Below are 11,614 nucleotides of genomic sequence, written 5' to 3'. Positions count from 1 at the left end.
CCTAGCCTTCCTTACTTGGTTCCGCGATATAGTCTGGCTCAGCATACGCGACATTGTCCATCGCCAGAATACCACGGATGACGTCGTCGACGCTGCGTGCCCCCGATCCGGTCAGTACCAGTTCGCCGGAATAGCTCGCCCGCTCAAGCGACAGGCCCTGGAGGGCCGGCTTGTCAGCGGCCCATTCGCGGAAGCGCTGGCGGGTTCCCTCGGGATCCTTGCGAAAGGTCTTGCCGATTTCCTGCGTTACCGGCTCGTTTTCGAACTTCACGATAATCGCATATTGGGCGGAGTAGCCGCCTGCCGACTGGGCCGTGACCTTGCCATCATCTGACGATGTGGCCGTTGATTGCGTTGGCGCAAAGGACATTGAAGGCGAGGTGCTGTCACCACCACCACCGAGCCATGCAACACCACAGGCTGCGCACAGCGACACGCCGATGGCCGCGATGCCCAATTGGGACTTGGTGGAGGTGGAGTTGCGTTCGCTCAAGGCTCTTGTCTCAGTCGTCCAGGTTGATGTTTGAAAGGTTCAGAAGGCCGCTGCCGCAGGGCCGTTTGCAAAGGTCGGGTGACCCCTCGACGGGCTCGGCGCCTGGATACTGAACGCATGGGCCTGAACATTGTTCTTGGCTGCGCGGCGTGAGAGCAGCGAGCAGGACGTCTGACAGCGATGTCCCCTGCAGCTCCGGGCGCTTGCTCTTGATCAGCGCCAGCGCGGCTGAGACATGCGGCGCTGCCATGCTGGTGCCTTGTTCATATGCATAAAAGCAATCCTCAATGCTCTCATTTGTAACCGGGTCGATGCAGTCATGCGCTGTCTTCGTGGACAGGATGCCATCGGGGCGGCCATCGCCATTGTCATCGCGTGTCAGGTCTCCGCCTGGCGCCATCAGATCCACCTCCGCGCCATAATTGGAATAGGGCGCCATGATGCCGCGCGCATCGCCGGCGGCGACCGATAGTACATTGTTGCATCCGCCCGGCGCATAGAACTGGGTGGAAACCTTGTCATTGCCTGCAGCGGCGACCACGACCACGCCGCGCTCGACCACCTCATCAATGGCGTCCTGCATGGAGGCGGGGCAGAAGCGGAAAATCCCTATCGACAGGTTGATGATGTCAGCCGGATTGTCGTTCCAGATCTCATTCCCGAGTTCGTCATATTCCGGGATCAGGCCACCAGCCCAGCGGATCGCGTCATTGATGTCCGATAGCCGTCCACCGCATTTGCCGAGCGCGCGGACTGGAACGATCTTTACATTCCAGGCGCCGCCGGCCACGCCATTGGCATTGTTGGTCACGCTCGCGCCGACCGTACCGGCGACGTGGGTGCCGTGATAGGTGTTCTCGAAGACAAAATCCTCCGGGCATTCATCGCCCGGATCATTCGGATCGGAATCGCGGCTGTCACCATCATTGGCCATGCCAATATCGGTTACCATGTCCCAGCCAGGCGCGAGATTGGGCGAATCCTTGATGTCGGGATGGCTCATTTCGAGGCCTGTATCGACAACCGCGACGACGACTTCATCAGATCCCTGCGTGGCCTGACTGGTCCAGAAATCGACAAAGCCGGCCCCACCAGGCGCCTTGCCCTCCCCGGAGCCCTGTCCGAGGAAATTCCACTGCAATTGCCATAGCGGATCATTCGGCGTGATTGAGGAGGCCGTGACCGGGCCCTCATTCTTTGGCCGGCGAACAAACTGGTGGTGATACACCCAGTCCTTCTCGACATATTCGAAGTCACCGCTGTTTTTCAGTTCCTGAATTACGCAGACGGTCGCCAGCTGTGGGTCAGCCTGAAGCTGGGCCTCAGTTGGGTTTTCCGGGCACTCACGATCATCGTCAGAGACGATCCACGGTACACCCTCAGCAGCCCCGTCGCCTTCATAGCGCGTGGGCTTCGTGGCGCGTGACCCGATCTCGATGACCATCTGACCCGATCGCGAGCGCTGGATGTTGGCCGCCAGGCCATATCGCTGTGCTGTCTCGATCATCCGGCTTTCGGCATTCACCTGTGCGCTCATCGCATCCTGACGCATCATCAGCCGACGCTCGGCAGATTTGGCCGGGAGGGGGGCCTGAAGCTCCACCATCTCGGGAGGTGCAGGTGCTGGCGCCGCCCTTTCCATGGTCTCTGGCAATGACAGGGTGCGTTGCGGAGCAGATTTCAGGGCGGGACGGCTGTCCTTGAGCACTTCACGCGCCACCATGCTTCCAGACTGCGACAAGTCGCGTGACTTCGGGTCGATAGTGATCGTGCGGCGGCTGCGCATGGCTTGCTGCAGCCGTTGCGGCGCTTCCTCGACTGTTCGTGTTCCGGCCTCGGTCTCTTCAAGCGCTTCCATTTCATCGTCAGATGGCACGACGATAAGCGCATCGGAATCTTCACCAGCTACATAGGCATCATAATCGGCCATGGTCGGCGCATCCATGCTGCGCACCGGTGAAGCCGGTTCGGGCAGGCTGCGTGGCTTTGCGACGATGGAGCCGACGACGAATTTCTGCTGTGCGGAAGGGCCGGCCTGAATAGGTGAGCTTTCCATGATCTTGCCAGCGAGCGCACGGGCAGTCACGGGCGCCGACTCCATACGATTGGCGCCGCCGCCAGTGCCGTCTCCGCCGCCTAGCTGGTCCATTACGCCGCGACCGATATCCTCCAGCCGGTCAACACGTTCGTCGGTACGGTCACAGGCAGCCAACCCGGCGCAAAGCCCAAGGCCCGCCAGAGCAGCAGCCAGTTTCTTCCGGAATGTCATGATCAAGCTATCCCCGTCACTCAGGCCCACCCCGCAGGCCGGTATGATAATCACATGTTAACCGTGATGGCGAGGCCTGCCCCGGCCAATTCAGGCAATTGCAACCCTGGCGGTCAGGTCGAGCCCAGTGCAGCCCCGACAACCTCACCGGCTTCCCGGATGGCATCGCGCGCAGGCATGGACACGGCAGTCAGGTTCATGAAGCCATGCACCATTCCCGGGTGCTCGCGAATCGTTACTGGCACACCATGCGCGGCAAGTTTGGCGGCGTAGGCCCGCCCTTCATCCTTGAGCGGATCCCACCCGCAGAGCACGAGGTGGGTTGGCGCAAGCCCGCGAAAATCGGCATCTGATGCAAACAACGGCGAGACCCGCGGATCCATGCGGTCGGTCTGGTGGTGGATGTAGGCGTCCCGGAAATAGTCGAACAGGTTCTGCGAGATGAAGAAACCTTCCTGGAAGGTCGACTTCTTCGAACGAATATCGATGAACTGAACGAGTGGATAGAGTAGCAACTGGAAGGCCGGTGGAGGCCCGTTTGTGCGGTTCATTTCCTGGGCCAGAAAGGCCGACAGGTTGCCGCCGGCGCTGTCGCCTGCGACGCACAGCCGGTCCGGATCCATGTTCAGCAGGTCGGTGCGCTGGGTGGCCCATTCCCATACGGCGACCGCGTCGTCATGGGCGGCAGGGAACGGGTGCTCCGGGGCAAGCCGGTAATCGACAGACAGAACCCGGCACCGAGAGGCTGCGGCCAGGCGGCGGCAGATCATGTCATGGCTGTCGAGGTCGCCAAGCACAAAACCGCCGCCATGGAAAAAGATGATGCCGGGCCCCGGACCGATGCCAGCCCCGAGGGGTGTGTAAAGGCGGCCCTTCAGAGCGCCTTCGGCCCCATCAACGGCGAGTGTCGAAACTTCTGCAAGCTCCGGCGCATCGCGCTCCACAGACCGGCTGGCGCGGTAGAAGCTCTGGCGCAGGCGATCAGTCGACTGTTTCCAGTCGAGTCCTGAGAAGTCCGGTAGCTTGAACCGGTCCATGAACGTCTTGATCGTCTCGTCGATCGCCATTGGTGCATCCTACAACTCGTAAGCCTGAGAGGTAAGGTGCATGATCGGCAAAAATGCGGCGATCAGTAGCCGGTGTAGCGGTAAAGTGTATAGCGCCAGCGGCCGCTTTCGATCTGGCGCAGAGCTTCGCCCCAGAGGCGGCCCTTCGTGGTGTCTGGCAGCGTGTCGAGCTGGCTGATGAGTTTCGTGCCAAGTTCGCAGAAGTTGGTCTCGGCCAGCACAGCATCCATTTCGCTTCGGCTCTTGCCCTCTGTGGTGAGCAGCTGGACGAGCTGCGGGTTTGTCATGAGCGCGAAGCCGAGCTGCTTCAAGGCTCCTTGGTCTGGCGCGCCAAGGCGACTGTGCAGGACAGGATGGAGGCGAGCGTCGTGGATGGCGTCGAGGAGAATGCCATTGATCGCCAGGGCATACTCGTAAAGTCCGGCGCCGTGACCGACACGGTCGAAAACCGCGCGGTAGAGTTCCTGCTGCGATAGACCCGCAAACATCATCAGATCGTCGCCCATGCAGTAAGGCGCACCGGAACGGTTGAGGGCGTTTAACTGACTGGATGTCAGATCGATTATCCTGTTGGGGTAATCGACATCGGCTTTTGACAGGCGGTCGAGGCTGGACGCGATTTCGGGCGTGCCTGCCTGCAAGACAATCAGTCCGAGTTCGACCTCGTTAGCGCCGCGATCGACTGCTCGCTGGATTTCGCGCTCTAGGTCGCTGGCCGCGGAAGGAAAAGTGCGACGCAGCTTTTCGGTGTAATCGAGCGTTGCTTCATCGCTGAAGGTTGCCTTGATCACGCCGGAGGAGACGGCCTCGGTCTCCGCCGATCCTTTTACCGGGAACTTGCCCGCCCCGGTCAGCGACGGGAATTGAAGTATGGTAAAGAACAGGCCAGCGACGAGCCCCGTGACAGCCAGGCCAAACCCCAGACTGCCTGCTGTGTTTTGGCGGTCGCGCGCGTCGAACATATCTCGCCTGCTCCGGAATTCTGCGCCAGTCTCTGGTTAATCTGACGCAGAATTCCCTGCAAACCCGTTATCAGGGTGCAATCACCCCAGGACCTGGCGGATCGGTGTACAGGCTCTTGACCAGATCAGCCCGGCGGTCCGTCACCGCGCGCTGGTTCACATATCCCTTGTCGGTGATCTCGCCAGCATCGATGGATGGCGGTTCGGTCATCACAAGGAAACGCTTGATCCGGCGCGAGGAGCCCTTCTCTTTCGCATTGAAGGCGGCAACCTTCTCGGTGAGCTCCTTGTTCAGCCGAATGAAGGCTTTCTGCATGTCGCCGCCTGCTTCCTTTACATAGGCTTCAAAGGTTGCCTGCGAGGGCCAGAACATCGCACCCGCGAAATCCTTGTCCTGGCCGGTCAGCACCGCGTCGAAGACGAGGGGCGAACAGGCTGCGACAAGGTCTGGCCGCAGCGTGCCGACGCTGACCCAGGTGCCGGTCGAGAGCTTGAAATCCTCACCGACGCGGCCGTCGAAGATGATGCCCTTGTTGGGATTGTCCTCATCGACCATGATCGCCGCATCGCCGAGTTTGTAATAGCCTTCTTCGTCAAAGGCCTCGGCATTCTTCTCCGGCATCTCATGATAGCCGTCCATGACGCTCGGACCTTTCACGCGGACCTCGAGTTTCGCGCCATTCGGCACGAGTTTCAGTGTCATACCCGGCAGTGGCAGACCGATCAGGCCAACGCGGTCGACCACCCAGTGCACGACAGTAATGCCCTGGGTTTCTGTCGCACCATACATGGTGATGATGGGGATACGCTTTCCGGTCGCCTTGATAGCGAGGGCCTGCAGCCGGTCATAGAGGTCATCCGAAAGCGTGGCACCGCCATAGCCGATGGAGCGCATGTTCTTGAAAAAGGCCTCAAGCAGCTCGTCATCATGCTCCATCGCCTCGGCCAGCATGGACAGGGCAATTGGCGCGGTGCCAAAGGTTGATGGGCTGACTTCCCGGATATTGCGGATGGTCTCGCCAAACAGTTGCGGGGTCGGCTTGCCGCCATCGATCCAGAAGGTTGCGCCACTCCAGAGCGCACCGTTGAAATTCACATTAGAGCCGGAAATGTGGTTCCAGGGCAGCCAGTCGAGAACGTCTGCCACCTCATCGGGATCATAATCCGGATCGCGCGCATCATCCCGCAGGCCTTCCTGCCCGGCGATCATCGAGCACATTGCGCCCTGTGTCGTTGGCACTGGCTTTGGCATGCCGGTCGAGCCTGAGGTGAAGAGGTACTTCGCGACGCTGGTATCATCGAGTTTGTCCATCGCATCAGCGACATCCTGCGTCGGCTCTGTCCCCGCCAGTTCGTCGAAGGCGCGGATCTCATTGGTAGCCCCGTCTTTCGCGAACACGGTGCAGCCGTGATCGCCAAGTGCATCTAGCGCCGGTTTGAAGGGCGCGACGTCCTGGACGAAGATCGCTTTGGGTTTCACGGAATCGAAGCAGTGCTTCAGCTTCCCGAAATCGGTCGACATGGTGGAATAGGGCACCGAAATGGGAGCGGCAGGGGCCCCGATCTTTTGCGCGGCGAGGATAACCAGCGCGCTTTCGATCGTGTTGCCAGACAGGATCATGACGGGGGCATCCGGGCCTGCGCCCATGTCCAGAAACGCCTGCGCAAGTGCGTCAGTCTTCTTCTTACCTTCGCCATAGGTCAGAACGTGCCACTCATCTGTCTCCGGGTCGCGCTGCTTCAGCCAGGGCCGGTCAGGATGCTCTGCGGCGCGTTCGTCCAGGCAATGCGGAATGGTTTTCGGCCGATCGCCGGGTGTCTGGCGAGGTGTCAGATAGATTGTGCCGTCAGGCTTGCGGACCATCTCAATGTCCGGCTCTTGCTGCGGCAGGGGGCGGAACGGCGGAAGCGCCTGTCCGTCAGCCATCATGTCTCTCCCTTGAAGATTTGTTCTTGTTGCCCGGCAGTCTATACGTGAGGCTATTCCTGCCAAGTGAGACATGATCATGCCTTCGCGTAACTTCACGCTACAACCTGTCGGAACTGTTAGGTCAGACCGCCATGAACCCATTGATGACGGCTGGGATGCCATCGCGGCTCATATCGAAATTGACGCCGAGCAGTTCGGCCCCGAGGCCCTGTATGGCCTGGACGGTTTCTCCCACGCCTCGGTGATCTTCCTGTTCGACCGGGTGCCGGAAGAGGAGATCGAGCGTGGCGCCCGTCATCCGCGCGGTAACAAGGATTGGCCGCAAATCGGCATCTTCGCGCAGCGCGGCAAGAACCGGCCTAACCGGCTTGGTCACACGATTTGCCGCATCTTGAGAGTTGAGGGTTTGCACATCTATCTTGAGGGCCTCGACGCAATCGACGGCACCCCGGTGCTGGACATCAAGCCTGTCATGGAGGGCTTCATGCCACGTGGCGAATTGAAAGAACCGGACTGGTCAAAGGAGCTGATGCGCGGCTACTGGGTCTAGGCGGTCAGGGGCGTGAGCCGGTGGGCTGCAATCGCCTCATGGCTGTCTCGCGCCTCGTCCGCAAGCGCCATCAGGTCCGACGGCAGGCCGAGCGGGGCCGGGCGAGGCTCACCGAAGCCTGTCGATTGCCATACCGCGTCATACCAGTGCGGCGCCCAGACCCCATCCTCCTGTTTGGGGCCAGCCTGCCAGGACAGCATGGCATCGGTGTAGGCAATGCCGAGCGCGGCGCAGAGCGCACGCAGCATACCGGGAGGGTCGGCAAGAATGTCATCTGAATCAATAACGGGCGGCGCCTCGCCCCTTATCTGGCAGACTCGGTCGAACAGCTCCGCTTGTTGTTGAACTCCGATCGCCTCGAGGCTGACCTCCTCCATCTTGCGGGCGTAGGAGGCGAGTACGCGCGCCGGATCTCGGATCAGGAAGGCGTTAGTGACCTGACCCATCCAGCTGCGAGGAATGGCCGGCGCCATGTGGTGGGTCATGTGTTTCTGGTAGAAGACCCGTTTGCCGCCGGGCACCGGTGCCTTCGTCAGCTGGTGAACCACATCCACCCCGCTATGCGGCTGGGCGGCCAGAATGTCTTCCTGCATCGGATGGACCGTGCCGGTCGAGATGAGGTAGGCGGCGTAGAACGGTTCGTCCACGCAGGCGGTATCAGGCCGCGCGCCGAAGCTCCGCATCATCGTTGTCGAAAGGTTGCGCGGGCCTGACCACATGGCGATGCGGACCGGCTCACTCATGTGATTGGTGTCAGGCTGCGGGCAACAAGGTCCTGGTAGAGGCCGGTAATACGCTTCGCCATCGGGCCGCCGACCTGTTCGATGGCCCGACCGTCCACTTCGCGCACTGGCGTCACGCCAGCGAAGGTGCCTGTCACAAAGGCCTCGTCCGCCGAATAGACATCAAACAGCGAAAACCGCTTCTCATGCACCGGAATACCGGCGTCGCGGCAGACGCGGATGATGTTGCCGCGCGTGATCCCGCCAAGGCAATAATCGGGCGGCGAGGTCCACACCTCGCCGTCCCGGACAATGAAGAAATGGGTGGAGTTGCAGGTCGCGACAAAGCCGTCCGCATCCAGCATCAGCCCTTCATCGGCCCCGGCCTTGTCGGCCTGTATGCAGGCGAGGATGCAGTTGAACTTGGAATGGGAATTGAGCTTCTGGTCCTGCTCTGCCGGTCCGGTGCGGCGCACATGCACGGTGAAGAGTGAGAGACCCTTCTCGATCACCTCTGGCAACGGCGCCTTGTATTCCGGAATGATCACCACGGTCGGTTTTGTGATAGTGAAGCGCGGGCCCTGATAGGGTGTCTTCTTGATGCCGCGCGTGACCATCAGACGGATGTGGACGCCATCGGTCATGTGCTGCGCCTTCAGGCAATCGAACAGGCGCGTTGTCAGCTCAGCTTTTGTCAGGCCGATATCCATGTCGATCGTTTTGGCCCCGGCATAGAGTCGGGTCAGGTGCTCATCGAGGAAGGCCACCCCGCCATCCTTGACGCGCAGCCCCTCCCAGACGCCATCGCCAAGCAGGTAGCCGCTGTCGAAGACAGAGACTGTCGCTTCATCGCGGTGCTTCAGCTCGCCATTGACGGAAATCAGGACATCCGCATTGCGGGGATCATAGACAAAATCGTGCACGCCGTGCGGTTCGTCTTCCATGCCATGTCCCTTCTGCTGACGAGCGCGGCTGCCTCTAACTACCCCACTCGGCGTTCAACGCCATCCCAGTAGGGCTCGCGTAGATCCTTGCGCAGGATCTTGCCCGACGGGTTACGCGGCAGGGCTTCGACCACGTCGACTGATTTCGGGCATTTGTAGCCAGCGATCTTTTCCTTCGTCCAGGCGATGATGTCCTCGGGATTTGCTTCTGCCCCCTCCTTCAGGACGACGATGGCCTTGACTTCTTCGCCCCACTTCTCGCTCGGGATGCCGATCACGGCTACATCGGCAACATCCGGATGGCCAAAGACGGCATTCTCGACCTCTGCCGGATAGACGTTTTCCCCGCCGGAGACGATCATGTCCTTGATGCGGTCATGGATGTAGAGGAAGCCGTCCTCGTCGAAATAGCCAGCGTCGCCTGTATGGAAGAAGCCGCCTTCCAGGGCTTCCTCAGTGGCCTCCTCGCGGTGCCAATAGCCTTTCATGACATAGTCGCCCTTGATGACAATCTCGCCCACTTCGCCGGTCGGCAGGGGATTGTCGTCGCCATCCACAACGCGGACGACGGAACTCGGATACGGCACGCCGCAGGACCGAAGTTTGCCCCAAGAGGGATCGTGGGCTTCGGGCGGGAGGTAGGTACCGAGCCCAACTGTTTCGGTCAGGCCGTAAAGCTGTGTGAATTTCGCGCCGAACAGGTCCACTGCACGCTTCAGCAGATCCTCCGCAATCGGTGAGGCGCCGTAGGAAATCGTCTTCAGCGATGAGAAGTCACGCTCATCGACGCCTGGCATCTGCGACAGCATGAGGATCACCGCCGGCACCCAGAAGGTGTGGTTGACCTTGTGCTCCTCGACAAGGTCGAGAATGACCTTGGGGTCGATCTCGCGCACGACGACCGTCTTGGCCCCCTGAGCGGTTGCGAGCACCCCGATATTGCAGCCCGCCACATGGAAGAGCGGCATGGCGTTCATCACCACGTCGCCCTCGTCATAGGCCGACCAGTCGAGTTTCGAGGCCTCCTGAAAGACTGACCGGTAGTTTGCATTCGTGAGCATGACCCCTTTGGGCAGCCCCGTCGTGCCGGACGTGTAGAGCTGGATGACGTCATCATCGTCCAGTGGTACGATGCCCGGAGCATCTTCAACCTGACTGTCGCGCCAGCCGGAGAAGGCCGGCCAGTCGTCGCGGCCGCCATCAATAGCGATGATTTGCTTCAGTTCTGGGCATTCGCCTGCGATCTTCTGTGCGGCGTCGTAAAAATCCGCCGATACGAACAGGACCTTTGCCTGACTGTCGGACAGGATGAACTGCATTTCCGGTGGAGCGAGGCGGTTGTTGATGCCGGTCATTGCCGCGCGGGCTTTCGCGCAACCAAAAAGCATCTCGTAATAGACCGCCATGTTCTTGCCGAGATAGGCGACGCGATCGCCCGGCTTCACGCCTAGAGCAACCAGACCGTTGGCGATCTGGTTGGCGCGCGTTTCCAGCTGCTCGAAAGTTGTCGTTTCACCTTCGAACCAGAAGGCAGCTTTTTCAGGAATGCGGCCTGCCTGAACACGCGGAATGTCGGCAAGGTGCGGCATGGCTACGGGATCAAGCATGATCTGGGCTTCCTCTTGTGCTTCTCTGTATATTGTTTACCGCATGAAGGGGTTTTCAATGTCGAGGGCAAGCCCTCGGATTTGACAGGGCACAACAGACAAGGGGTTTGAGCAAGACATGGCCGGTCAACAATCTATTATTCTGCACCACTACGACCGTTCCCCCTATTCCGAGAAAATCCGTCTCGCGCTCCGCATGAAGAACCTTGGCTGGTGTTCGGTCGATATTCCCAACATCATGCCGAAGCCCCTCCTGATGCCTCTGACGGGCGGTTACCGGAAGACGCCCGTCATGCAGATCGGCGCTGACATCTATTGCGACACCGCGATGATACTGCGCGTTCTCGAAGAACGCTTCCCGATGCCGCAGATCGAGCTGCCCGGCCATGAGGGCCTTTCCAGCATGATCGGTTCCTGGACGGATGGAAAATGGTTCCAGACGAGTGTCGGCATCATCTTCGGTGCGCTCGGTGACCATGTGCCGGAAGAGTTCAAGAAGGACCGTGAAGAGATGTCCGGACGCCCGTTCGATACCAAAGCCATGGCGGCGCTCGCGCCTATGCTGCGCGATCAGTGGCGCGCCCAGCTTCACTGGATCGAGGAGCGTCTGGAAGGCGGGCAGGGTGCTGGCGGTGGTCAGTGGATTATCGGCATGAAACCTGGCCTCGTCGACGTCCATGTCTTCATGAATCCGTGGTTCATGGAGCAGAATGTGCCGGACTTCCTCGAAACCTGTTTCAAGACAGCCCCGCGCGCCAAGGACTGGTATGAGCGCATGAAGGAGATCGAAGGTCAGACACCGGAAACGATCACCGGCGAGCAGGCAATTGAGATTGCCTGCAACGCTGCCCCACGCCTCAAGGCGGCGAAGACCGAAGGCGAGCTTCAGGAATTCGTGCCCGGCGAGCATGTCGCCGTTGCGCCGGACGATTATGGCCGCGACTGGGTCGAAGGCGAGATCGTGATCGCAACGCCTGAACGTATCATCCTGCACCGCCATGACGAGCAGGCCGAAACGATCAATATTCACTTTCCACGCACCGGATTTATGGTGCGCCGGGTCGGATAGC

General features: G+C 60.4%; 10 protein-coding genes. 2 read left to right on the top strand and 8 right to left on the bottom strand.

The window, feature by feature from the left end; translation table 11 throughout:
- Position 1: 1 nt before the first annotated feature.
- The 5 genes from Q1K29_RS02365 to Q1K29_RS02345 all read right to left on the bottom strand — a co-directional run bounded on the left by Q1K29_RS02365 (position 2) and on the right by Q1K29_RS02345 (position 6,718).
- A complete protein-coding gene (locus tag Q1K29_RS02365; RefSeq protein WP_300391120.1) occupies positions 2-493 on the bottom strand; it encodes a hypothetical protein in 492 nt (163 codons plus the stop codon).
- Positions 494-503: 10 nt separating this feature from the next.
- Entirely contained in the window at positions 504-2,762 is a 2,259-nt protein-coding gene (locus Q1K29_RS02360; RefSeq protein WP_300391117.1) for a S8 family peptidase, read from the bottom strand.
- A 113-nt stretch (positions 2,763-2,875) separates the two neighbouring features.
- Positions 2,876-3,829: an alpha/beta hydrolase gene (locus tag Q1K29_RS02355; RefSeq protein WP_300391114.1), complete on the bottom strand. Its 954-nt coding sequence runs from the start codon at positions 3,827-3,829 to the stop codon at positions 2,876-2,878.
- 62 nt (positions 3,830-3,891) lie between these two features.
- Positions 3,892-4,791: a hypothetical protein gene (locus tag Q1K29_RS02350; protein ID WP_300391111.1), complete on the bottom strand. Its 900-nt coding sequence runs from the start codon at positions 4,789-4,791 to the stop codon at positions 3,892-3,894.
- Between the two features lie 70 nt (positions 4,792-4,861).
- Positions 4,862-6,718 carry an AMP-binding protein gene (locus Q1K29_RS02345; RefSeq protein ID WP_300391109.1) on the bottom strand — a complete coding sequence of 619 codons (1,857 nt, stop codon included), beginning with the start codon at positions 6,716-6,718 and terminating at the stop codon, positions 4,862-4,864.
- Positions 6,719-6,797: 79 nt separating this feature from the next.
- On the opposite strand from Q1K29_RS02345, the gene Q1K29_RS02340 reads away from it, so the two are divergent.
- On the top strand, positions 6,798-7,271 hold the full coding sequence (locus Q1K29_RS02340; protein WP_300391107.1) for an SAM-dependent methyltransferase: 474 nt from the start codon (positions 6,798-6,800) through the stop codon (positions 7,269-7,271).
- Here Q1K29_RS02340 and Q1K29_RS02335 read toward each other — a convergent pair.
- The 3 genes from Q1K29_RS02335 to Q1K29_RS02325 are packed head-to-tail and all read right to left on the bottom strand — an operon-like array spanning position 7,268 to position 10,544.
- Entirely contained in the window at positions 7,268-8,014 is a 747-nt protein-coding gene (locus tag Q1K29_RS02335) for an HAD family hydrolase (protein WP_300391104.1), read from the bottom strand. The genes Q1K29_RS02340 and Q1K29_RS02335 overlap by 4 nt on opposite strands.
- Positions 8,011-8,937 carry an aminotransferase class IV gene (locus tag Q1K29_RS02330; protein WP_300391101.1) on the bottom strand — a complete coding sequence of 309 codons (927 nt, stop codon included), beginning with the start codon at positions 8,935-8,937 and terminating at the stop codon, positions 8,011-8,013. Before Q1K29_RS02330 ends, Q1K29_RS02335 begins: the two co-directional genes overlap by 4 nt.
- Before the next feature lie 38 nt (positions 8,938-8,975).
- The gene (locus Q1K29_RS02325; RefSeq protein ID WP_300391098.1) at positions 8,976-10,544 is read right to left on the bottom strand and encodes a long-chain-fatty-acid--CoA ligase; all 1,569 of its coding nucleotides are present in this window, start codon (positions 10,542-10,544) and stop codon (positions 8,976-8,978) included.
- Positions 10,545-10,662: 118 nt separating this feature from the next.
- On the opposite strand from Q1K29_RS02325, the gene Q1K29_RS02320 reads away from it, so the two are divergent.
- Positions 10,663-11,613 carry a glutathione S-transferase gene (locus Q1K29_RS02320; RefSeq protein ID WP_300391095.1) on the top strand — a complete coding sequence of 317 codons (951 nt, stop codon included), beginning with the start codon at positions 10,663-10,665 and terminating at the stop codon, positions 11,611-11,613.
- Position 11,614: the final 1 nt, after the last annotated feature.

The organism is Henriciella sp. (genome assembly GCF_029937755.1).
Classification (GTDB): domain Bacteria; phylum Pseudomonadota; class Alphaproteobacteria; order Caulobacterales; family Hyphomonadaceae; genus Henriciella.
The sequence above is the reverse complement of the archived record's forward strand: the minus strand, read 5'-3'. Positions and strand labels throughout refer to the sequence as shown.

Excerpts from the sequence above, each read along its gene's own strand:
- Q1K29_RS02360 (WP_300391117.1), bottom strand. The coding sequence starts at position 2,762 with ATGACATTCCGGAAGAAACTGGCTGCTGCTCTGGCGGGCCTTGGGCTT.
- Q1K29_RS02350 (WP_300391111.1), bottom strand. The coding sequence starts at position 4,791 with ATGTTCGACGCGCGCGACCGCCAAAACACAGCAGGCAGTCTGGGGTTT.
- Q1K29_RS02320 (WP_300391095.1), top strand. The coding sequence starts at position 10,663 with ATGGCCGGTCAACAATCTATTATTCTGCACCACTACGACCGTTCCCCC.
- Q1K29_RS02325 (WP_300391098.1), bottom strand. The coding sequence starts at position 10,544 with ATGCTTGATCCCGTAGCCATGCCGCACCTTGCCGACATTCCGCGTGTT.
- Q1K29_RS02355 (WP_300391114.1), bottom strand. The coding sequence starts at position 3,829 with ATGGCGATCGACGAGACGATCAAGACGTTCATGGACCGGTTCAAGCTA.
- Q1K29_RS02345 (WP_300391109.1), bottom strand. The coding sequence starts at position 6,718 with ATGGCTGACGGACAGGCGCTTCCGCCGTTCCGCCCCCTGCCGCAGCAA.
- Q1K29_RS02330 (WP_300391101.1), bottom strand. The coding sequence starts at position 8,937 with ATGGAAGACGAACCGCACGGCGTGCACGATTTTGTCTATGATCCCCGC.
- Q1K29_RS02335 (WP_300391104.1), bottom strand. The coding sequence starts at position 8,014 with ATGAGTGAGCCGGTCCGCATCGCCATGTGGTCAGGCCCGCGCAACCTT.
- Q1K29_RS02340 (WP_300391107.1), top strand. The coding sequence starts at position 6,798 with ATGCCTTCGCGTAACTTCACGCTACAACCTGTCGGAACTGTTAGGTCA.